The 22,156-nt window shown below is 56.5% G+C and carries 15 protein-coding genes; all 15 read right to left on the bottom strand.

The features are described 5' to 3' along the window. Positions 1-54: 54 nt before the first annotated feature. The 15 genes from H9I52_RS07765 to H9I52_RS07835 all read right to left on the bottom strand — a co-directional run bounded on the left by H9I52_RS07765 (position 55) and on the right by H9I52_RS07835 (position 21,970). A complete protein-coding gene (locus H9I52_RS07765; protein ID WP_187453399.1) occupies positions 55-1,218 on the bottom strand; it encodes a contractile injection system tape measure protein in 1,164 nt (387 codons plus the stop codon). Further along, positions 1,218-5,606, bottom strand: a complete 4,389-nt coding sequence (locus H9I52_RS07770) for a hypothetical protein (protein ID WP_187453400.1) — start codon at positions 5,604-5,606, stop codon at positions 1,218-1,220. Before H9I52_RS07770 ends, H9I52_RS07765 begins: the two co-directional genes overlap by 1 nt. A 37-nt stretch (positions 5,607-5,643) precedes the next feature. Next, the gene (locus H9I52_RS07775) at positions 5,644-9,459 is read right to left on the bottom strand and encodes a hypothetical protein (protein ID WP_187453401.1); all 3,816 of its coding nucleotides are present in this window, start codon (positions 9,457-9,459) and stop codon (positions 5,644-5,646) included. Continuing rightward, positions 9,456-13,082: a baseplate J/gp47 family protein gene (locus tag H9I52_RS07780; RefSeq protein WP_187453402.1), complete on the bottom strand. Its 3,627-nt coding sequence runs from the start codon at positions 13,080-13,082 to the stop codon at positions 9,456-9,458. The genes H9I52_RS07775 and H9I52_RS07780 overlap by 4 nt, the downstream gene beginning before the upstream one ends. Positions 13,083-13,097: 15 nt before the next feature. Further along, positions 13,098-13,538 (bottom strand): GPW/gp25 family protein, encoded by a 441-nt coding sequence (locus H9I52_RS07785; protein WP_139516768.1) that lies wholly within the window; start codon positions 13,536-13,538, stop codon positions 13,098-13,100. 73 nt (positions 13,539-13,611) lie between these two features. Then, entirely contained in the window at positions 13,612-13,881 is a 270-nt protein-coding gene (locus H9I52_RS07790) for a PAAR domain-containing protein (RefSeq protein ID WP_187453403.1), read from the bottom strand. Between the two features lie 20 nt (positions 13,882-13,901). Beyond that, complete coding sequence (gene vgrG, locus H9I52_RS07795) at positions 13,902-15,671, bottom strand: type VI secretion system tip protein VgrG (RefSeq protein WP_187453404.1); 1,770 nt, start codon at positions 15,669-15,671, stop codon at positions 13,902-13,904. A gap of 68 nt (positions 15,672-15,739) precedes the next feature. After that, positions 15,740-16,453, bottom strand: a complete 714-nt coding sequence (locus H9I52_RS07800) for a CIS tube protein (protein WP_139516771.1) — start codon at positions 16,451-16,453, stop codon at positions 15,740-15,742. After that, positions 16,453-16,644: a DUF5908 family protein gene (locus H9I52_RS07805; protein ID WP_187453405.1), complete on the bottom strand. Its 192-nt coding sequence runs from the start codon at positions 16,642-16,644 to the stop codon at positions 16,453-16,455. Before H9I52_RS07805 ends, H9I52_RS07800 begins: the two co-directional genes overlap by 1 nt. 35 nt (positions 16,645-16,679) lie before the next feature. Next, positions 16,680-17,117: a phage tail protein gene (locus H9I52_RS07810; RefSeq protein ID WP_139516773.1), complete on the bottom strand. Its 438-nt coding sequence runs from the start codon at positions 17,115-17,117 to the stop codon at positions 16,680-16,682. Between the two features lie 12 nt (positions 17,118-17,129). Then, positions 17,130-17,567, bottom strand: coding sequence for a phage tail protein (locus tag H9I52_RS07815; protein ID WP_139516774.1), 438 nt, complete (start codon positions 17,565-17,567; stop codon positions 17,130-17,132). Between the two features lie 58 nt (positions 17,568-17,625). After that, entirely contained in the window at positions 17,626-19,062 is a 1,437-nt protein-coding gene (locus H9I52_RS07820) for a phage tail sheath family protein (protein WP_187453406.1), read from the bottom strand. A 36-nt stretch (positions 19,063-19,098) separates the two neighbouring features. Further along, complete coding sequence (locus H9I52_RS07825) at positions 19,099-20,112, bottom strand: hypothetical protein (RefSeq protein ID WP_187453407.1); 1,014 nt, start codon at positions 20,110-20,112, stop codon at positions 19,099-19,101. Between the two features lies 1 nt (position 20,113). After that, positions 20,114-20,746 carry a DUF4255 domain-containing protein gene (locus H9I52_RS07830; protein ID WP_187453408.1) on the bottom strand — a complete coding sequence of 211 codons (633 nt, stop codon included), beginning with the start codon at positions 20,744-20,746 and terminating at the stop codon, positions 20,114-20,116. 594 nt (positions 20,747-21,340) lie between these two features. Continuing rightward, positions 21,341-21,970 carry a T9SS type A sorting domain-containing protein gene (locus H9I52_RS07835; RefSeq protein ID WP_187453409.1) on the bottom strand — a complete coding sequence of 210 codons (630 nt, stop codon included), beginning with the start codon at positions 21,968-21,970 and terminating at the stop codon, positions 21,341-21,343. Positions 21,971-22,156 lie beyond the last annotated feature (186 nt).

Here is a 22,156-nt window from a genome sequence, read left to right on the forward strand (position 1 = left end):
AGCGTTCGCAAGGTGTTCTAAGATTGTATTTGTAAATATTTAATAATCAAGTATTTATATCCAGTCAGTCCACAGCAAACTGGGCATCCAAGGCAGCTGTGACACGGCAATATTCCAGGGCAGCGATTCGAGCAGTAGGTCGTGGCCGCGTTGCTCTACTTGCAACAGCCAGTCGTCGTTGCGGCGGGAGAGCTTGCCGGCGCGCTGCAAAAAAGCCTCGCGCAGACCGTCGGGGGAGGTGTTTTTGAGCGCTCCCCAGAGCCGAACAACCGCTTCCAGCAGGGTATTGGCCTCGGCTTTTTCGATTTCCGTCAACTCTACGTTGCCCTCAACTGGCATGTCCACAGGCAGGCCACAGAGGATTTTGGGGAGCACCAATTCGTATTCTTTCGCGGTTTCGGCGCCCGTAGCCAAGTAATGCAGCAGAAATAGCGCCCGTGCGGGCTGAAGTAATTTTCGGGCCTGCGCCACGCCCATCGTCGCAAAAAACTGCGGCAGAAAGGGATGCAGCAACACTAGCCCCGCATCTTCGACATACAGGGCTTCTGTTTCCGGGTAAGCAGGTTCCGGTACGTCGTCGGGGAGAGCGTCAGTGCGGGACGAGGCTTTGAGTTGGGCAACTGTTAGCTGCTCCTGCGCGGAGGTTTGCTGGTTTATCAACTCCAAGAGCGTAGCCAAGAAACCCTCCGAAAATTGTTCTGCTAAGCGTTTGCGCGCCGTCTGTGAATGAATAAGATGTTCAGTTTCGGCAACATATACTGCTGGTACGCCCGCCGCCAGCATTCTTTGCAAAGCCGTTTCCAGCGTTTCACCCGGCGGAAGTCGGAAGGACCACGGCAACCGCCCCGTTTGTAAGAAATGCAAAAAAGCTTCCCAAACCACCTGTGCGTCGGTTTTGAGTTGCACTTCCCGGCCGCCTGATCCGATAGGCAGGCCCGCAGTCCCGACCTTCTCCCGAATGGCCTTTTCGAGCGCCTCCGCCACGGCCGCTGGCAATTCTTGCTCCAGCCGGCTGAGGTCAAACGTCCCTAGGTTCACCTCGAGCTGTTCGATATACAAATGTTCCTCAGTTGGCGCTGAGCGGTCGAAAATGCGCTCTATCTCCGGCTGTAACCAATTGTGACAGAGAGCCGAAAGCCGATTTTGCAGCGCAAGCCCATCGGCTTCGGTGCCGTTCAATTCTACGTGCAAAACTTGCTGCCGAATGAGGTGCGCCATTAGGGTATGTTTTGCTCGGCGGTGCCGAAACAGCCTTTCTGCGTGATGGCCGTAAGCCGCGCCGTGCCACCGGGTTTTTGCAGTTGTGCCTCTACTTTGGGGCCTTCGTAAAAGGGCTCAGTCGGTTGGGCGATGGGCACATCCCACACCCAGGCCACCACCGAATTGACGGGCACATTTTCGACTTTGCCAGTAAACAGGAAGCCGTTGTTTTCCTGGCGCTCAATGCCCACAACTGGTTTAGGATCAGGGCCTTCGCATAGCTTCTGAAAATCGGTGCCGGTACATTGGTTGCGCTCGCGGCAGTCGAAGGCGGGCACGCGCGTTTCCTTGTTGTTGAGCCGCCGGTTGACCAAGATTGCGCCGTTGAAGGGAGCGCCCGTCACGTCGGGCTCGTTGGTGTAACGCATCAGCAGGCTAAAGGCCGGTGTGGGTTTGGCGAAAGAATAATTAAACTCAAGGCTAAATTGCTCACATTCAAAGTGTTCTATCCAGAGAATGCCAAACGGGTCGGAGTCGGCCGGCTCGTAGCTCAGCACCAAGCGGTTGGCCCCAAGTTCAGGCCCAAACTCGCCTACCAACGCCTGCTTGATGCGCTCGTTGAGTTTTTTGACTGCCCCGCCGATGGCATTGCGGAAATTGCCGTTGAGCTGACCAGCCTGTATTTGCACCAGACTGCCCGCATCGGCCAGCGCGAAATCCTGGCCGTTGAACCGGAATTTTACCTCCGAATCCTGCTTGTAGGTTTCGTACGGCGCCCCTTCGACGGGTGGTTGTAGCCACAGCCGGTACGCACAGCGCCGCGATTGGCCGCCGCAGGGCAGGTTGCAGGGTTGCTCGCAGGTATGCTGCACCTCCAGCGAAGCTGTGCACCCATTCTGGTCTTTTACCTCGATGGTAGTGGCCGTGCCGCTGGCAATTGGGTCGGTGGCGAAGCTATCGCCGGTTACGGGTGCTCCGTTAGCGAGATAAGGCGGCACGCCGCCCTCCACGCGGAGGAAAGAGCGGTAAGAAGCGGTGCCGTCGCAGGTAAAGTCCGTTTCTTTCAGCAGCAACTGGGGCGCTATCGTTACGGTTTGGGCCGCAGTCAGGACTCCGGCTGCGTCGCGCACCACCAAGCTGTGCGTTCCTACGGCAAGGAACATGGAGCCAGCCACGGGCTTAAACGCCTCGTTATCAACCTGAAGCTCGTAAGGCGCAGTGCCGCCCGTCGCGCTGATTTCTACTGGTGCTGCGTTGTTGGGAGTGGTGCAGCCCACGTTGGCGGTGAAAGCCAGCGCGGGCAGGCAGGAGTGCTGCACGCGCTGCGTGACGCTGCATCGGAGGCTGTCGGTAATGATGATTTCCGTTTCCGTGTCGCCCGGCAGCGCGTCGCTGGAATAGGTGGTGCCGTTGACAGTGCCGCGGTTGGCGGTGAAAGGCGGCGTGCCGCCCGAAATCTGCAAGGCTACGATGTACTCGTTGTTATCGCCAACGCAGTCGAAGGACGGCTCCGATAGTGTTAATTGCGGAGCAATGACGACGGTCTGCGGAGCCGTTTCGACTGCTTCGGCGTCGCGCAGAATAAGCGTGTGCGTGCCCGTGCCGGCCAGCACTGCGCCGGTGAGCGGCCGATACTCCTGGTCGTCCAGTTTGACGCTGTACGGCTCCATGCCGCCTGCCGGCGTGATAGTTACTTCGGCCTCATTGTTGGGGTTGGTGCAGCCGATTTGCACCGTGAAAGTGGGTGGCGCTTTGGGCAGCACAAACTGCACCGGCGAGCAATCGGAACAGCAGATGTAGGGAAGGAAAAAGTCTGCGATGACAGTGCCATCTACCAGCTCGTTGACGGCCGCCGCGATTACTTTTTCGACCTCGTCATTTTGGTTTGGCGGCAACAGCGCCGTGCTGTTCGGCGCAATTCCCGTCAGGGTGCCAATGATAAACCTAACATCTTCATTAACAACTAGTTCTCGATTGGCGCTAATCCGCTCTAGCGCTTCGGCTACCGCTTCCGTGTTGAGCGCGCTTGCCGCTGAGAGATTGGTTATGGCCGTCGAGAAAACGTTGGCGCGCAAGTTGGTCAGGTCAAACCGATTTAGCCCCAGGCCCGGCCGGCGCCGCTCCGGATCGTCGTGGTACACGAGGATAAACGTGCCGCCCAACGGCACCCCAGCTTTGTGCTGAATGCCGGGGTTCTGTTGCAGGAAATAGCTGAGAAATTGCTTCTGCTTCGCTTCTTTCACGCGCCGCCGGTATTCTTCCAGCAACGCCCGAAAAGCAGCAAGACGGCAGTTGTACAGAATGGCTTCGAGGCGGTCGTCGAGCTCCTCCCAGCTCAGCAGCCGGGCGTTGCCTTCGAGGTTGTCGGTGGCCTGCTCGCGCTCGCGCTCAATGGCTTCCGTAACACTAACCAAGTCCTGATACCGCTTTTCAAAGCGCGCAAAATCAAGCTGCCGGGCATCGGGCGTGAGCTGGTCAAACAGCTTCGAAATGTAGATGAGAATGTAGAAAATGATCAGGTTGGACTGCCCGACATTTTGGCTGTTCAAAAAGTTGATAATGACGCTGGGATCAAGCTCCGGAATTACGCCGCCGGGCTGGTTGCTGTACCAGTCTTCAAACAACCGCCCCAGCGTTTGCGGCTGCACCAGAAAGTCGGGTGCGCACTGCACCAACAGCGGCAGCTTGGCCTTGGTCGGCGTAGGGATTTTAAATCGGCTTTCAAGCGGTAGGTTGTAGAAATACTGCGTTTCCTTACAGAGGAAGCAGGTTAGCTCGGCGCGCAGCGTGTCATACAGCGTTTCCAGATCCTGAAACCGGCAGTCTTCCTTGCTCAAATCCAGGGTGATATTTTCGTCGAATGCGCCCGTGCGCAACGCCAAGATTTCGATGGGAAGCCGGTAGCGCGTTTTCTGAAAAAGCAGCGTGCTGAGCACCGTTTGGTAGTTCTTGCCCAGGTGCCCTTCGATGCGCAGAAAATTGTGCGGCTCGAGGTCGTAACGCAGCGGTTGGAGCACAAACTGCGGGGGCGCAGGCACGTACTCGTCGGCACGGTAGCTCAGGTTTTGGTTGGCGCGGCCGCGACGGGTCTTTTGCGGGCTCCAAACGTGATATAACGGAGGCGTGCCGTTTTGCAGGTAATAATAAGGGATGGCCTTCTCGGAAAGCGGCACATCGGCGAGTTTGCTGGGCGTAATGCGAATTTGCGTATCGACGCGCGGGTTGGTGGCCGACTTCGGCGGCGGCGGATTGGGCGTAAACCGTACAATCATTTCCACCAAGCGCTGAAACAGCAAAACCACGTCCCGCGTCTGTTCTTCGCAGCCGCTGATGGCGCCCGAAGCCAAAAAAGCATGGCGATACAGGGCCGCGTTCGGTACCGCGGTCGGCTCCAGAACGCCCAACATGAGGTGGCGCGGAAACAACTCCGACGGCGGACAGCAGGCGCACAGCAACTCGCCGCCCTTCCAACGAAACTCGTTGTAGGCAGCCAGCAAATCGTCGAAAAAGTCGTAGTAATACTGCAGAAACCGCACTTGGCCGGGGGTGGTCGGGGCGGTATCCAGAAAGCCGAACGTCGCACCGAAACTGGCGAAAGGGTTAGACGGATATTGGTTTTCCACTACCGGCCGAAAGGCGTTGTAGGCGGCCGTCAGTGCGTTGCCCATTGCCTGCGCCAGTTTTTCGCTGCGAAAGACCTCGAAAAACGCCGCCAGAACCTGGTTGGAAGTGGCCGGCCCCGTATTCGGGACGTCGTAGCGGGGCAAGCGGATGTCGGGCAGGTGGAGGCGGGCTTGGAGCGCGCTTTCAAGATCGGTGAAGGTGAGGTTTGCGTTTAATTTGTTGGCCTCGGCAATGATTTTGGTGAGGTCTTCGATCTTGATCAGCAGGCGGCGCACGGTGGCGGTTACGTCGGCGCCTTTGTCGTCGCAGTTATTGGGGCTGCAATTGCGTAATCCCTCTTTTTTGAGTTCTAAGAACAACAGTACCGCCTTGTCAGCCAGAAAGTTAGCTGGGGTTGCCAGCGCAGTAGTATCGGGCTCGCCGGCCGGAAACAATTCCCACAACGGGTATTGTGCTTTCGAAACCGGGTCTTTGAAAGGCCGATACTCTATCTCGTTAGGAACCTTATAATCAGCACGGTACGAAACCAGCGCTACGTCGTCGGGCTCCACGATCAAATAACCTTCCGAGGTGATGCCGCAGCCTTTGGAAAGGTAAATAACCGCCGTGCCCGCCGTAGTGTCGAGCTGAATTTCCAGGCCGCAGACAATGCCAATGCCGATGAGGTTGGCGCGCGTCAGGCGTTCCTGTTCATCCAAATAGTTAAAGACCTGATTTAGATGCGCATTGGTGAGCACCTGATTGGCCTCGAAGACCGGATAAGTATCTTGTGTCGGTCGCATGGCGAAGGGCGGTTTTTAACCATTTAAGGAAAATCAGCTATGCTTTTTTGGGCGGTTTCGGCGGCCTTTTGGGCGTGGCGCGTTTGGCTTTTGCCGGAGAAGTCTTGTGGGCATTTGCTTCGTGGATTTCTGGCGTAAGCACCCGCTGCAAAGGGTAGTTGCCGAGGGCCGTACTGCCCAAGCGCACCGGGTTTTGGTCGCTGCCGTCGTCGCAGTCGTGCAGGGTGGCGCCGGGGTAAGTGTTGCGCAGTTTGCTGAGCAGATTTACCACCACCCAGAGTCGGTACGAAACTTCTCGGTAGGCCTCGTAGCGGTCTTTCAGTAGTGCCTCCAAGGCTGCCTCGGTATCTGGTTTAAAAGTGAAGCCGGGGCACAGCGTAATAGGCGCGGGCACAAAATCGGTGAAGTCAGCAAAGGCCCGGCCGGCCTTGAAATTGGCATCCATCCAGTCATAAAAAGCAACGCCATACTGCGTAAGAATGGCGGTGGCGCATTTGCACAACTCATCGTGACTGGAATGGGTCACGGCCGGCGCGGACACTACACCGGCCTTGAGAATGGCTTCCACGCGTTCCTGCAAACGTTCTTCCGTCCAGTCGAAGGCAGCATTGGCCGTCAGCCACGCGCACCAGGCATCCTCAAATCGCTCGAACTGCCAACCGTATAGCGCGATCTGATGGAAATACTCCACCATAATTGCTTGGATTTCAGTCCATAGGCTAACTTCCAGCACGGTAGTGCAGGAAACGCTGGCAGGGGAGAGCTTCGCCGAAAACTCTGTTTCCAGCAGCGTTTGCAAGGCGTCTGGCTGGATGTAAAGCAGGGTTTTGTCGTCGTACCAAAGGCGGAATACTTCGCTAAATGCAGCGTAAATAGCCAAGGCGCAGGCACAGGCGTCTGTTTCGGTAGGTCTTGTGCCGTCAGGGGTTAAACCTTTGTCAATCAATAGGTTAGCTATTTTGCTAACTACCTCATCACAAGGGTTTTCTATGAAGCCGTCGTTGCCAACCCAGCAAACTTTGCCTACCAAGTGGGAAGGTGTTTCCTGCTGAATGGTGCGGTCGGCGAACCGCCGCATGTCCAGGTTGACGTTGAACGGCGCCGTCCAGCCGGGCATTACAAACGTCAGGCGGAACGAGTAGGGATCTTCGTCGCCGCAGGTTTTGCAGCCGCCGTCGGTGCAGGCCGGGTACAGCGCATCGCCCGGAAATTTAGGCCGCAGCAGCAGGTGTTCGACCACAATTGCGCGGGCGTTGCTGCTCCAATTAAGTAATTCATCTTGAAGCGCTTGGGCTGCGGATTTTGCTTTGAATAATTCGGGGTGTCGGCCAAGAAGATTGCCGTTTTTATCCTTGAGCGTAAGCCGAAATTGCGCCGTATCAGCTACGATTTCGTAAGCGCTGGGCTGCATCATTTGCGCAATGATTTCCCGAAATGCCTGTTGCGTCGCGGCGGCTTCGGAGGCGCCGCTTACGCTGAGGTTCCCTTCGAGCCACAGGGTTTCGCTTTGGTCTTTTAATTGAAAACCCGTGACGGTAAACGGCCCCGGTGCCGTGCCCGTCAGCGTCCAGGAAAATGTGAGATCAGGATAGCCCAGCAGCAAACTGATGCGGCGTTTCAGGCCCGAAATATTATCTGGCGCGCAAGGTGTTTGCGTATAATTAAAGGCCTTACCACGGTCGTGGCTGATAATGGGGTAGGCTTTCAGAAACGCGATTTTGTCGTCGATCAAATGCGCTAAGCCAATTTCCTGTCCTTGCAGATTGGTGAGCAGCAGGGTGTATTCGCTGAATTGCTCGCCAAAACGGGCCAGCAAATGATCGAGAAAACGGTTGCGGCGCTCGTGAAACTCGGGAAGCGTTTCCGTCAATTCTTCCAGCGCCGATTGGTTGAGCCCGTTGATCAATTCGGTGTAGCCCTGAATGACCGACTCGCTGAACTCGCGAATAAAATAGGTGCGCTTGACCGTGGGGTCGAGGGAAAACAAATCGGCCGTATGGGCTATCTGGGCGAGCGCATTGCCCAGCAACTGCTCGAATACTAACAAGTAGGCTTTCAATTGCTTAGCCTGCGCCCGCCGCCGTGGCAACACATGCGAGGGCAAACCCGCGGAGCCAATTCCGTAGGTCAGCGGGAAGCTGTATTGCACCGGAAAATAGTCTTCCGGACTACGGAAAGTGCCGGCCGGTACGGGCAAATCATTCGGCGCATTTTTGATTTTGGGCCGCTCGGCTTCTCCGCGCAATTGCGTGAGGGTATCGTGGGCCTCGTCAAGGCGCGGCAGGAACGGCAGGCCATTTTTGTAAAACAGAAACCGCGACAAGTTAAAATACAGCCGCGGTTGGTGCAGCGCACTCACAAACAGCAGCCACGAAGCACTGGATTTACTCGGGTCAAATACGGGCTTGCCATTCACCCACGTGGGGTCGGCAGCTGCGTTTACCACATTGCCTTCTGCATCGTATTTGGTGAGCAGCAGGTTATTTACCGCAATTACGCCCTCGATATCCATCAACAGGTTGATGATATCGGAGGCGCGCAGAACGGTTTTCAGTTGCGCTTGTTCCAGTTCTTCGGCCTTGATAAAGCCGTTGTCGAGCGCCGGGCCGTTGAAAATATCTTCCACCGGAATGCTCGCATCCATCATTTCCTGGAGCGTGTAAAACGGCACAGGCGGATTCAAATACTGCGCGATGGCAAACCAGATTTGCGCCTGCACGCGCTCGATGTCGGCGCCGGGCGTAACTTCTATATCGGCGCAAACGGCTACGTCTTCTATGGCCACACCCTGCACGCGGCAATAATCTTCGTCGAGGTTGCGGTGGGCGTGTAGCGTTGCTTTGGCATCGGCCACAGACTGCGCCACTTTCAGCAGTTTCCGACGGTAGCGCGGCACAAAACCAGCGGCGGTTTTATCGGCTAGCATCGCGGCTATGTCGGCTACGCTGGTTTGGTTTTTCGCAGTGGTATCGCCGAAAATCCGCAGTGCCGCATTTTCAATGGTGATTTTCTCGCCGCCGGGCAGCAGTTCTAATTCAAAGCTGGCGTAGAAAACATTCCGCCAATTGCTGCGCAGTTGGGCATCGGTAAGGGGCGTGTTATCGGTTTTGTTGCGGTTGAATTTTAACAGCGTAAGATTAAACGAGGCGCCATTCTGATTGGAAAAAGCATCGTTGCTTTCCAGAAACAGTTGCCAGGCATCGCGCTTTTCCAAGCCCCAATCCGGGAAGCGCAATTCAAGCGTGACGGCGTGTCGCTTGCCTTCCGTATCGAATATGAAGTAGGTGAATTCAATTTTGCGATCATTCAAATCGCCTAAATCCGGATCGGATTCTAGCTCCAGCAGCACTTCGTACAAGCCCAGTACCGATACTTTTTTGGGCTTGAATTTTCGGTTGAGTGGTTTTTCGTAGGATAGCTGTAATTCGTCGTCTTCGCACCAAGCGTAATAGTGTACGTCACAAGCACATTCCTTGCAGAATAGCCACGCGTTGCGCACCAATTCCCGGTCGATGAGCAGGCGCCGAAAATCGTCGGGCGTGCAGGGATTTACGGTCAGAATATCGCGGGCCGTGAAAAAGGCTTGGTTCGGAAAAGGCTGCTTGGGATTGGGTGCGGGCGTGGCCGGCGCCAGAATATCTTTCACGTCCCAGCCGATGCGATAGGCCAAGTCGGTGATGGCGTAACAGAGCGCTTCGAGAATGGTAATGCCGGGATCGTGGACGTTGTAATCCGTCCACTGGCGGCTGCCCATCTGCTCGATAAACCCAATCCCTTCCCGGCGGAGGCGGAAAAAGTCCTCGGCGGGTTTCAGCGCGGGCTGCTTCGGGATGGTGACGGGCGTCTGGCTCATGCTTCGCAAGGACATTTTTCGTGGTGGGCCTCTTCCTCGGCGGGGTTAATTACCTGGATCAAATGCTTTTTGGCCGGCACGGAAACCAAAATGGAAACTGCTTTGGAGCCTTCCACTTCCTCGCGGTCGGCAGTGCCCGTTACGTCGTGAAAGAGTTGAAAATCAGTTACATAGTCCACATAAGGCTGCTCTTCGACAAAGTTGATGAGCACCGATTTATAGATTTTGCCGCCGAAGGAAGGGCCGCGGCTGCCACTCCCCGGAAATGCCCACGGCGACAAAAAACGGGTGATGCTTTCCTGTAATTTCTTGGTGTAAAAGGCTTCGTCGAACCCGTCGTAGAACCGCACCTTAAAGCTGACAGCCACTTCCTCAAACTGCGGATTTTTGACGTGCAGCTTTACAAAACAGGAGATGCGCTTTTGCAGAAAATCGGCGATTTCCTGCAAAAGACCCAAGCTGGTGTAAGGCCGCAGCGGGTCGCGCAGATTCTGAGTTTGCAGATCCGGAAGGGTCACCACCGTGACGTGCCCCGGTGCCAGCTCTTTGTAAATGCCGGTACCGCTGTCGTTAGGCTCGTAGTGTAAATGATTGATACACTTGGCTTTATAAATCTGTGGGAAAGCCTCCAGCACGAGGTGCTCGTAGTCCCAGAGCGCGATTGCGCGGTCTTTGTGCCGCAGGCGCTCGCTTATGCGCGTATAAAATGCGTCGGATGCTTCCCGGCCTCGGCCGCCGAAAGTGGCAAAGGGCTGCGTAATACTTTTGACGGCCGCCACCGGCTGATCGAGCTTGGAAATGGTGCCGGCTGGTAGCACCTTGGCCGGAAAAGCCGGGTCATTATCACGGTCGGTGAATGTGGCGCGCAGCGCCTGCGCTGCCACACTGATCAGCCGGCAAACTGCCTCGCTTTTTTCCGACACCGCGGCCCGAATCCAGTGCATCTCGGTGGGCAGCAGCGTGTTGGTAGCAGTCGCGTCGCGGGGCACGGCAAACGTGACGATGCCTGAATTCAGTAGCTCGTCGGTTTGGTCTTCTACGTCATTTTGAGGAAAGGTAATCCATTCATTGTCACGCAAATAGCTCCAATGCACATGTGGGTCGGGCTTTTGCGCGAGCGGGTCGGCGGTGCCGTCGGCTACCTGAAACAGCAAGGCTACATTCTGGGGCGGTTGCAACGCGCTGAGGCCAATGTAGAATTCGGCCTCGCTTTCCTGTTTGGCATTGTCGCGCTGAAAGTCGAACTGCGGCAGTAGGTAAACCGTGTGCGCCGAATTCAGCAGCGGATGTTGCTCAGCCTGCCCAAATGGCGCGACGTGGAAAAAGAGCGCTTGGCGGTTCGCAAAAGCCGCCTTATCCACAGAGTTCAGCAGGATGGTTTGGGCAGCCTCGTAATTCAACGAAAGCGCGCTTATCGACGGGCCAACTGGCGGGTTGCCGGGGTCGCCCGCACCCGTGTCTTTGCGCAGGTATTTAAGCAGGTCGGTTTGGTATTGGCTCTGCCCAAACCCGGCGGCCAATTTCAGGCGCGCAAAGCCGTGCCGGGAAGCCGTGTTGTAAAAATCATCCTCCTCCAAATCGGGCGCATCGACGACGGATGAATCCAGCTTGTTGGAGAAAACAAACGTGCCGGAAGTCACCGCAATTGCCGCAATGCCAGAGGCTTGCCAACTGCCAGCCTGCAGAAAATCAATGGTGATGTTTGGCACCGTGCCACTCGGATACGCGGCCGGCGCGGTTAGCCACGCCACGTCGAGCGAAGCGCTGGTAAGGTTTTTTTGAAAGGCTTCTTTCGACCCGATAATGACGGCGTTGCCAGCGACTGGCGAAGGGCCAAAAGGCTGAAACGGTTTGGACGTATCGACGGGCCCAAAGTCATTGGAAACAGCTAGCGTCTTGAGGCCCGCGACTTTTACTTTTAAGTCGATTTTCTGAACTACTGTGTCCTGGAATAAAGGGTAGATATAATTGTCAGAATTCTGGTGCCGCAGCTTCACCAATAGGATTGGCAGGTTGGTGGCGAACGTGTAGCCGTGGGTGTCGGCAGAATACGGCGTCACGGGCGGGTCGGCGCCCGATAATTCGACGACCAATCGCAAGACGCCCGACTCGGTAGCAAACATGGTGGCGGGTTTTTCCAGCCAGCCTTTTTCGGTGGTGAGCAGGCAAATAATCTTGTCGGACAAAGCTGGAAATGTGCCCGCTGTCACCGTAAAATCGGCGGTAATGGTGCGCGTGCCTTCAGCCATCCAGAGGTAGTGCGAAGCGATGGCGAAGCCAATTTCCGCCGCTGGCATTTTTATTTCGGCCAGCTTTCCATCGACGTAAACTTTGTTGAAAAAAGGATGCCACGACTTATCCGGCGAGGTCAGTTCGGCGCCCAGTCCGTCGTCGGAATTGGCAACGGCTGCCACGTACAAGCGCCCGATTTGTTTGTCGGCATTGGCATCCGTTCCCACCGGCTCTTTGCCGTGGCGGTAGACCGTTTTTAAGCTCGTTACAAGGGCCTGATTCGCTACGAAATCACGGTCGTTGGCGAAGAAGGCTTCTTTGCCTAAGTCGTCTTTCCCGGCTTTGAATAATTCGCCTTGCCCGATCAAATACGAATCGACGTGCTTGGCTAATTCCAGCAAAAGGTGCGCGTGGGCTGGCTGCGCGGGCTTTTCGCGCAGGCGCAGAATGTCGCGGTAATAAAAATCGAGGTGCCGCTGGGTGAGTGTATTCGCCTCGTGGCGCGCATATTCGCGCAGGCGCAGAAACGCGAGAAAGAGCGCGTAATGCGGCGCGTGGTCGTCCCAGTTGGTGAAGGTATTTTCCAGCGCCAATTTCGCATCGGCCACTACGCGGGCGTACACTTTCAGCAGCTGGTCGAAGACCGAAGTAAACAGGTTGTGCGTCGCAAGGTGGTTGACCTGCGCGAAGACACTGCCGCCGCTGCCGTACACCGTTGCATCGGCGGCAATACCGGCTTCGTAAGTGGCCCAATCGGGTGCGCCGTTGGTGATCCAATTCTTGGACAGGCCTGCGGTGATAATGGAAAGAAATGTCGATACAGGGCCACCCAAAATGCGCATTTCCGGCGTGGGAACGGCCTCCGTCAGCACGTTAAGCGTGTCGCCGGCTTTGTAGTAGGCAATCAGGCGCTTGAAGGCTTCGGCCAGTTGACCTTGAATGAGGTTTTGCAAACCGTTTTTCAGCGCAATTTCTTTCGGCAGCGCTTCGGCAAGTGCGTCGAGCTGCTTGGCCAGCGTCCCGGCGCTGCTAAACAGATAGCCCAAATGCTCTTTCAACCCCGGTTCATCCCCTTGGTTATCAAGGGTATTCAGAAAGCCAAAAAACTCACTGATTCGGATCCTGTATTGCTCGACATCCTGAATCGAAGCCGTGGCCAGCTGCAGCGATACGTCGTCGGAAAAGAACTGCTGCCAGTCGCCGGCTGCTACGTTGCTGTCGTTGTAATACTTCAGATAACGGCTGTACGCCTGCGCAAACACCATACTGTGCGCGGGCGTGCGCTCGTCCACGGGGGCTGAGTCGGGCGAGAGCGCCTGGCTCGTGCGCTGCGCCTGACTCGTGCCTTCGCGGATGAGTTTGAGCGGGTCCGTGTTCTGAGAGCAGTCCATTTCCGTCGATGTAGGTTATCGGTCCGGCAGCAGGTTGAGGGTAGTCGTCAGGTTGATATCGGTGCCCTCTTTTTTGTAGAAGGGGAAGACGAAATTGAAGCGCGAATTGGTGGTGCGCACCTTGTAAATCACCTCGATGAGCACCACGCCTTCTAGCTCGCGGCTGCTGTCGAGGCGCACGGTTTCGAGAGTAATGCGCGGCTCGAAATACAGAATCGCCGACTCGATTTTATCGGCCATCAGAGTTTTGGTGGTCGTGTCGAGGCTTTCAAACACCAGCTCTTCCATGTTGCAGCCAAACTCGGGCACCATCACCCGTTCGCCCAGCATGGTCGAGAGCAGAATCTCCAAGCTGGAGGCAATGTCCGCTTCCTGCTCCAGCATTTCCACCCCCCGAAATACGGGATTGAAAGTGGGAGGAAATGACCAGCCGCGACCGAGAAAAGTGAGGTTCATAAGAGATGTTGTTGTTATTGTAAATTATTGATAATCAATACATTGTGCTCTAAACGAAAAATTTACGTTACGCTTAGCCGCCGATGAGTACGGTAGGCATTCCCGGCCCCAGCACCGCGCCGCCCGACCCGGTTAGGTCGCCGAAGCGGGCCGCTGGCAGCCCGCCAATAATCACCGTGAGCGAGCCCTTGACGATGGCATCCACGCCGCACGTATCACCGACGCGGGCCGCCGCCAAGCCACCAATGAGCACAGTGGGCGCTCCCGGCGGAATAATCGGCGTGGGCACGCCGCTGGTAGCCGGACTGGAAATCATATCGGTGACGCGGGCCGCTGGAAGCATTGCAATTGATTTATAGCGCGTTAATTGATTCGCACCGTTCCGCCCTGGATGGTGGTCGTGGCGCTGCCTTTCACGGAAGTGCTGGCCCCAGAAAGCTCGGCGCTGCTGGTTCCGGTCGCTTTGAAGGCCGACTTGGCGGCGAGGTCGAAGTTGACGCCTTCGGCTTTGACGTCTTTTTTGGCTTTGAAAACGATGTCCTTGGTGCTTTCTATGGTGATGCCCTTTTTGTCGAGCGTGATTTTGTTGCCGTTTTGGTCTTTGATCGTGATGGCTTTGTCGGCTTCGGAAAGCGTGATCTTGTTGCCGGCAAACGTCTCAAACGCCATCACTTTTTTCTCGTCGTCGAAAGTGATTTTCAGCTTCTCCCGCGACACGTAGCCTTTCTGGTGGTTCTTGTCGGAAGGCGGCACGGGGGCCGGTTTTTTGCTGCTGTGGCACATGCCCAGCACTACCGGGTGGCGCGGGTCGTCGTGCAGGAATCCCACAATCACCTCATCGCCGAGTTCCGGCCGGAAGTAAGTGCCGCGGTTGTTGCCGGCATCCAGTGTGGAAATACGTGCCCAAGTGCCTTCTTCCTGCTCACTGATGAGGGGCAGCCGCACTTTGATGCGGTTTTCGCCGTCGGGGTCGCCTTCCAGCTTCGTGACCACGGCAGCCCGCAGCCCGCTCACGGCCGGCAGCAACCCCGCGGCCGGCAACGGGCGCAGGTTGTAGGTTTCGGCAAATGGCTCGGGGCTAAGGCCAAACTGCACGTCGGTTTCCCAGTTGCCGCGGGCAAATTGGTGCCGCACGCCCGCAATAAGCATCTTGCCTTGCATGCGTTCGCCAATGCCTTGTATATCAATAGTTTTGCCCGGCATTACGCCCGCAAAGCCCTGAAACTGCGCGCGGCCCCGCACTTTGCCGAGGCGCTCGCGCTGCAAAGCGCCGTCGGCCCAGGCCTTTAGCTCGGGCGTCGAGAGCTTGCCGCCGTGCCGCAGCAAATGCGCCGCCCCGCCCATGACTTTGGAGAGTGCGTCTGGCGTGAGGTTGCCATTTTTGGTCGTGGCAGGTTCGGCGGCTTCGGCTTCGGCTACTTTCTGTTCGGTAGCGTTCCAGCTATGTGCTTTAATGCCAGGACTTTGCAAGCGGGCGTCAATTTCGGCGTCGAGCTCCAGCAGGGTGAAGCCAAATGCGGCGTTCACGACGGGCTCTTGCTTGGTATCGGGTTTGACGATCCTGATTTTGCCGTCCTCCACCAGCACCAGCAAGCCATTGGCTTCGGCGCGGCAAAGCACGAAATCCCAGTCGGTGGCCTCATACTGCACTATTTCTTTTAGGTCGGGCTTCGTGGCTTCGACGTCTTTCGAGAGCCCGTAGCGCCCAATGATTTCCTCCAGAATGTCGCTGTCTTTTTTGCCGGCGAAATAATGGCTTTTCAACCCGCACGTCATTTTCACAGCCTCGTCGCGGCATTCGACGATCAGGAAGCTGCCGTTCTTGCGGATTTTGACGCTGTATTTGATCACAATGCCCTTAAACACCGTGTCTTCCTGCGAGCGGTAGCCGAGCTTGATCTCAAGCTTTTTGCCCGGAATAAAGTAGTCCGCATTACCGACTGCGAAGGTGCTGCGCGACGCCTCGCCGTCCTGAATGTGCAGCGTCGCCGACGGAATCCGGTTTACTTCCCGCATCACCACAACAGACTGCACATGGATGGTACCGGGAATTTCGGCGCCTTCCACCAATATTTTAGCTGTGCAGACATCGGGCGTTGCCGGGGTAGGAATAGCGGATTCGTTGGCAGCCATTGGAATTCTTATGCTTTATAATTACATGATTGTCAATTAGTTGTATTGGAGATAGGTATGGGTTTTTATCATGCAGTAGTTTTATCAATGGGTGGAAAAACAAGATCTTGTCCCGGCTTTAAGTAGCGGAAATTGCCGAGCCCGTTGGCCGCCGCGACTTGCAGGTAGTAGCGGGCGTCGCCGTAAATGCGGTAGCACAACAAGGGCAGTGTGTCGCCGGCTTTCACCTGCCGGATGTGCGTGAGATCGGGTGATTTTTTGTCCTCTTTGGCCGCCCGAATCTGCTCCTCGATGCTGCTTTTAAACTTCACCCGCGCCACCGCCCGAATCGGGCTGCCATCCGGATTGAAAAGCTTGTAGGTGATGCTCAGCTCGGTGACGCGGCCTTTGAAAATGGAATTTTGGCCCCACACCAGCTTAAAATGCCGCGGCTCGTGCGAATCGCCTTTGTACTCAATCAGAATCTGCTTGAGCCGCTTGAGGTCGTCGGCAATGTTCTCGCGCGGCTGCCCGTCGATGATGCCAGTGTTGTCGAACAGAAACTCAAAAGTGATTTCTTCCGGCTCGGTGTATTCGTACTTAAGTTGCTTGCCGCTAGTGCCTTGACCTTGCCCCGATTCCGAGAATTTCAGCTTGTAATCGAGGGTGTAGGTTTCCGGATTGATCAGCGCCTCGAAGTACGCGTCGTTCTGGATGGCTTCCGGAATGCCACCTTTTTCGGCTTCTTTCGAGTCTTTAAAACCCAGAATCAGCAGCTTTTCCAGTTTCCCCCCGGTGGCCATCAGCGTTCTTGTTTTGCCTGAAAGATTTGCACGACCTGCTCCACGCACTCCGCGATAATCGCCTGCTTTTCGGCCTCCGCGCTACCATCGCGCGTCGCGGCCAGCAAGGTTGTCGGCCGCAACGCCGGGGCTTGGTTTTCGGGGGCGTTTACGGTGACGCGAATGTGTAATTCTTTGATTTCGAGGGGCATCGCGAAGGAGTTGAGAGCTTAGGTAACCGCTTGATTTACTGCACGCTGAAATAGCGATACATCAGTTCGAGCGTTTCGACTACCACGGCGTTGTCGTTGGAATTCAGATCCGACACCAGCCATTTTTTCGGGATGGCCTGCGTGACGTTCCAGGTGCGCAGCGGCTCGCTTTGTTCGTTCAGGAGGATGATGCTCAAATCGGTGGGCCGAAAGTCGCGGTCGCGAAACGCGGCGAGGCACCACTTGATCACGTCCGAGTCAGTGAGCATGCCGCGTTTCAGCACCAGCTCGGCGTATTTGGTGCGCACCGGCAGCTTGTGGGTAAAGCGGTTTTCGCCGCCTTCGCGGAATTCCTCCATCTCGTACTCCACCGACAGGCCCGACACCGACTGAAAGCCCGTGTCGTTCTTGTTTTTGCTGATCCCGAATTCCACGCGGTAGTAGAATCCCCAGGGCGGATAGTAGCCGGCCACGGTCGCGGAACGTTAGATTTTCATCAGTTTCAGGCCTTCATGCGCGATTTCCATGCTTTCCACGGCGATTTCATTGGCGTCGGATTTCAGGTCGGGCGCCGTGATTTTCGTCGGGAAGCAGCGCGTGGCCGACCACGCTGCCACGGGCTCGTGCTTTTCGTTGAGCAGCCGAATCACCACGTCGCGGCGCCCGTTGACGCGCTCGTTGGTGATCTCGTTGAGCCAGTTGTTGAAGTCGAAATCGCCCTCAAACTTGCCGCGCTTGAAGGTCATGTTCTCGTTCTTGGTCAGCCCCGGCATTTTGATGGTGCTGAAATCGCGGCTGTCGCTGTGCCGATACTCGATTACCTGCACCTGCATGTTGAGGCCGGTAACTTCGGTGAAGCTCAGCTTGGCGCCGCCCCAGTCCACCTGAAAGTGAAACCGCGGGAGTGGATATTCCTGTGCCATAATGCGTTACTGCGAAAAGGTGAATGGCGATAAATGGCTCACAAACAAATGGTTAGCCTTATGATTCGGCCAGCTTGTGCGAGAATTTCAGGATGATGAACTCGGCGGGGCGCACCACGGCCATCCCGATCTCGACGTTCAGGCGGCCTTCCAGAATGTCCAGCGCCGTCATGGTTTTGCCCAAGCCCACGGCCACGTAAAAGGCGTGCTCGGGCTTGATGCCTTGCAGCGCGCCCTGGCGCCAGAGAGTGGTCAGGAAGTTCTCGATCATGGCCTGCACCCGTACCCACGTATTGGCATCGTTGGGCTCGAACACGAACGATTCGATGGCCTTCTTGGTCGATTCTTCCACGAAAATGAAGAAGCGGCGGACGTTGACATAGCGCCACTCGTTGTCGTTGCCGGCCAGCGTGCGAGCGCCCCACACCAGCGTGCCTTTGCCCGTAAACGCGCGAATGGCATTCACCGATTTGCCCGCCACCACATCCACGTTCATCTGGTCCTGCACAAGGTTCGAAAACAGGATTGCGGGCTGAATGACGCTGTTTACGCTCACGTTGCCCGGCGCTTTCCACACGCCGCGGCTGTTGTCGACGGCGGCATAAATACCCACCACCGCCGCGCTCGGCGGCAGGATGCAGCTCATGTCGCGGACGGCAGCTTTGGCCAGCTCGTACATGCGGTTGCTGCCGGCCTGGAGCGTATCGAGTTTGGCCGTAGTCGCGGCCGCGCCGTTGATGCTGTGCGCGACGTCAATTTTGGTTTCGTCGATGGCAAAATCCAGCACCGTATCAAGGTTGGGGCCGTAGGCAGCGCCGTATTTGAGGTTGTTGGTGCCGATGCCGCTGGTCCGGAAATTGCCAATGGCCGTCAGCAGATCTGCGTCGGGGTCGGAGAGCGAGATGCTGTCGCCGTGCACATCCATCACCACGAAGCGGTCTTTCAAAACTTCGCATTGCAGCAGGGCCGCGTCGTGCAGATTTTTGAAGTCGCCGATACTCAGTTGTTGCGCTTCTGGGATGACGATCAGGGTGGGTTCGTCAACGTTTACCAGCGTATCCAGGGCGTCGTGTAACTCTTTCTCTACCAAAGGGTTATCAAATGCCTTGTAAACGCCCGCCGACACGATGTAGCAAGGCCCGCCGCCGTTGGCAAAAAACATCTGCAAGGCGTAGTACAGAATGTGCTTCGAGCGATCGGTTTCGGCGACGGTAGCTACCGCTTTAATATCGAGCGTGTTGCCGCCGGCGTCCTGCTTTTCTGCCACGGCCACGGTGATCTTTTCCTCGGGCTGCGGCCCCCCGAAATACTTCTCATAATCAACCATGGACGCAATGCGGGTTGGCTTCAGCACCAGGTCGTCGGCCACCACGTCTTCCGCCTTCTGCGTGTAGCCGATGAAGGCCGGAATCGCCGTTTCGACGGGCGCAATGGAGGGCGGGAACTTGGGGATTTCTTCAATGTAAACCCCCGGCGTTTTATAGAGTGTTGCCATGGCTTAAGTTTTTTCAACTAGTTGAAATACAAGCATTTAATCGAAGATCTCCGAGAAAATTCCGGTGATTCTGGCGGGGTCTGCGCTATCGAAAGTGGCCTTGATCACGCCTTCGGAAGGCTTGCGCTTGGTGCCCGCATTGCCGAACACGGTGAGTGGCAAGGCTGTGGGCTCGGCCGAGACCGGCGCGCCGGTGCTGCGGTTGAAGTATTGCCAGAACGTAGCGCGATTGCGGAAACGAACCTGAAAAACGGGATAATCGGGCTTCGCCAGGCCGCCGCTGGTGCAGCTGTACTCAGAATCGCCGGGTTTCACGGCCGCGATCTGCACGAGAGCAAATACGTTGTCGGGAATGTCGTTGGTCAGCCGGATGCCGCGGGCGGGTGCGCCGGTCAGGCCCGGTGGCGGCACGATGGCGGGCACGTCGGCTTGGTTTACAAACACCGGCATATCAGCAGCTTGTGCGCTTAGCTGCTGGGTGTTGGCGCCGGGCTGGTCGCTGGTGAGCTGCTCAAGCGCCGCGCCCGCCCGCACCAGCGACTCGACGCGGTCGGTGGGGGAGAGGGCCGGAATTTCCTGGGATAAAAACAACGCCCTAGTTGCGCCCGTCCCGCGCGGCACGCCGGTTAGGTTAGAAAAAACGGGCACGTTTTCCTTGTAGCGATACGTCTTTTTTTCCGGCAGATAATAGATCTCGTAGATCTTGTGTTCCGGCAGCGTTAGGGCTGTGTAGTCGAAAAAATGCGCGTTCTGTACGGTGATAACGAACTCAAAGACAGCATCATCCGGAATCACCGTGTCTTTCTTAACGGCCACCACGCCCCCAAGCGCCGTGCTTTTGAAAACGCCACGCAGCCCCCGCAACGCTTGCGCCGTGGCGGGCGTGGGCTCGATGGCCAGAAACGAGCGCACGTCGTAGGTCAGCAGGCGCTTGAACTGCACGGCGTCGGGCAGGGCGTCGAACACGGTTAGGCCTTCGTCCAGCCAATAATGATGGAGCAGTCTGACCTCGAAAAGGCGCTGGTAGCCGATGCGGATGCGCTCTGCCATGTTATTGACCCACAGGTGGTTTGGTGAAAAACGTGCTGTCGATCTCGGTAATCAGGCCGCTCTCGCTTTGCACCGCCCGGAACTTGAGATCGAGCATGCGCAGGGTGTAGAGCACAAAGGGGAATTGCTTGCCGCCCAGCGTGCCCCAGAGATAGCTAACCTCCTCCATCATAGGCGAGTACAAATCAAAAATCAGCTTGAAGCCTTCCAGCTGATCGAGTGGGTTGGTGGGCGCATTCTGGGTGATGGACTCGGGGGCTACCGAATCCGGTGTGAACACGTTTTGGGCCTGAAAAAACCGGATGCCCCGCGACAGGATGAGCAGCGCATTGACGTAGTCGCTGTGGGTGGCGGCCATCAAAACCTGGAAATTCAGAAAGACCGGCGGGTTTTCGTACGTGACCGTGAGCCGGGTGTCGTTGCGGACGTAATTGGGGACGTTTTTCAGCGCTTTCTCTTCCCGAATGTTCACCACTGAAAGGATGAGCCGGTCGCGGGGCACGCCGCCGTTTTGGCCGCCCAAGCCCTCGGCCAAGTTGCCGAGCTTGGCTTCGTTGGGCGGCGCAACCGGCCCGTACACGGCCAGGTGCTTGTTTAGCTCATTGACCACAATGGTAAGCGCGTGCGAGATCATCTTTTTCAGATAAATGCTCTATCAACTACCGGGTACCCCGCATTGGGGTAACTGTGCGGCCTGCCTCGCAGGGACCAGAATCTGCTCTATTACACAGAGTTAGATAATGGTCTTACAATCAGAATGTTATCGGTTTAGCTGCCTGTTCTCTCCCGTCGATCTTTCTTGCGTTGGACTAGTCAATAGCCAGTTTTGGCAGGTTGCGTTACCGAGTAAGCAACCCGCTCCAGACCCCTTAGCGGGTCTTGCCCCTCAAAATTCAGTACACCCAATTCCTAAGCTGGCGGCCGTTTTGGCGGCCAGATCAGGAGGCACTAGCAAATGCAATAGGCTATCGGGGCACCACGCGTCGGACGCAGTGCCGTAGGGCTGTAAAGATCGCGTCAATACTATATTTTAAGTAATGCATATTTAAGCGAACATGCAAGTTTTGGGACGGAATGTTGGAGAAAAGTTTGGTTGACGGACTGGTACGAAATAGCTCACACGCAGCGCGTTGTAGCAGAGCGAATGAGGATTACACAGAAAAGCCCGGCCTCTCGGGCCGGGCTTTTTGCGCAGATGTGCCGCCAGGGGCAGTATGCTTGTGAGGGGTCAGTGGATGAGCATCACGCGTTGCCGGGCCACCACCTGCCCATTTACCAGCCAGCGGCAGCCGTACAGGCCGGCCGGCAGGTCGGCGACCGGCAGTGTCAGCGTGGCTTCGGTCTTGGCTTCGGAGCCTACGGTTAAGGTACGCACGAGCGTACCGAGGCTGTTGATGAGTTGCACGGAGGCGTTGGCGCGGGCCTGCGGGTTGTCCAGCGTCAGGGTCACGACGCCGTCGGCGGGGTTAGGATAGCAGCGAAACGCCGACGGAGCCACTGCCATCGGGCGTACGGGCGTAGCCACGGCCACCGTAATGACGCCGTACATGCCAACGCCGGGGGCACCGTGGAAAGTGCAGTGGTAAGGAAAGGAGCCAGCGTTGTTGAAGGTGATGGAATTGGTGGGGTTGGCCGTGTTGATGGTAAACGTCACCCACGCCGCATTATCGGAAGCGGTAGGGTGGGAGTTGGTGCCGCCTTCGTATTGCCACTTCACCACATCGCCGGGATGCACCGTGACGGTTTGGGGCGTGTAGGCGTTATCCGTCACCTTGATAATGACTGTTTCCGCCCAAGCGGAAGAACCGGCCAGCACGAGCAATAAAAGCACGACCAGCAAACGCGTAAAAGTCTTCATGTCAGTACCCGTTAAAGATGAAAGATGGTGTTAAAGCGGAGCGGATGATTAGAGAAAGGCAGACAGTTCGCCCAGGGGGATGTTGTCTACTCGGAGCGTAGCCAAAAAGGGTTGCCTGGCTAGTGAAATAGTTTTGGCCAAGCTGCCGGCTGGAGGTGCGTTTGGGTTGTACGTTCCGGCTGGAAT

Source organism: Hymenobacter sp. BT491 (assembly GCF_014349165.1).
Lineage (GTDB): Bacteria > Bacteroidota > Bacteroidia > Cytophagales > Hymenobacteraceae > Hymenobacter > Hymenobacter jejuensis.

Bases quoted from the DNA above. Each gene is read 5' to 3' on its own strand.
- H9I52_RS07765 (WP_187453399.1), bottom strand. From the start codon at position 1,218: ATGGCGCACCTCATTCGGCAGCAAGTTTTGCACGTAGAATTGAACGGC.
- H9I52_RS07770 (WP_187453400.1), bottom strand. From the start codon at position 5,606: ATGCGACCGACACAAGATACTTATCCGGTCTTCGAGGCCAATCAGGTG.
- H9I52_RS07775 (WP_187453401.1), bottom strand. From the start codon at position 9,459: ATGAGCCAGACGCCCGTCACCATCCCGAAGCAGCCCGCGCTGAAACCC.
- H9I52_RS07780 (WP_187453402.1), bottom strand. From the start codon at position 13,082: ATGGACTGCTCTCAGAACACGGACCCGCTCAAACTCATCCGCGAAGGC.
- H9I52_RS07785 (WP_139516768.1), bottom strand. From the start codon at position 13,538: ATGAACCTCACTTTTCTCGGTCGCGGCTGGTCATTTCCTCCCACTTTC.
- H9I52_RS07790 (WP_187453403.1), bottom strand. From the start codon at position 13,881: ATGCTTCCAGCGGCCCGCGTCACCGATATGATTTCCAGTCCGGCTACC.
- vgrG (WP_187453404.1), bottom strand. From the start codon at position 15,671: ATGGCTGCCAACGAATCCGCTATTCCTACCCCGGCAACGCCCGATGTC.
- H9I52_RS07800 (WP_139516771.1), bottom strand. From the start codon at position 16,453: ATGGCCACCGGGGGGAAACTGGAAAAGCTGCTGATTCTGGGTTTTAAA.
- H9I52_RS07805 (WP_187453405.1), bottom strand. From the start codon at position 16,644: ATGCCCCTCGAAATCAAAGAATTACACATTCGCGTCACCGTAAACGCC.
- H9I52_RS07815 (WP_139516774.1), bottom strand. From the start codon at position 17,567: ATGGCACAGGAATATCCACTCCCGCGGTTTCACTTTCAGGTGGACTGG.
- H9I52_RS07820 (WP_187453406.1), bottom strand. From the start codon at position 19,062: ATGGCAACACTCTATAAAACGCCGGGGGTTTACATTGAAGAAATCCCC.
- H9I52_RS07825 (WP_187453407.1), bottom strand. From the start codon at position 20,112: ATGGCAGAGCGCATCCGCATCGGCTACCAGCGCCTTTTCGAGGTCAGA.
- H9I52_RS07830 (WP_187453408.1), bottom strand. From the start codon at position 20,746: ATGATCTCGCACGCGCTTACCATTGTGGTCAATGAGCTAAACAAGCAC.
- H9I52_RS07835 (WP_187453409.1), bottom strand. From the start codon at position 21,970: ATGAAGACTTTTACGCGTTTGCTGGTCGTGCTTTTATTGCTCGTGCTG.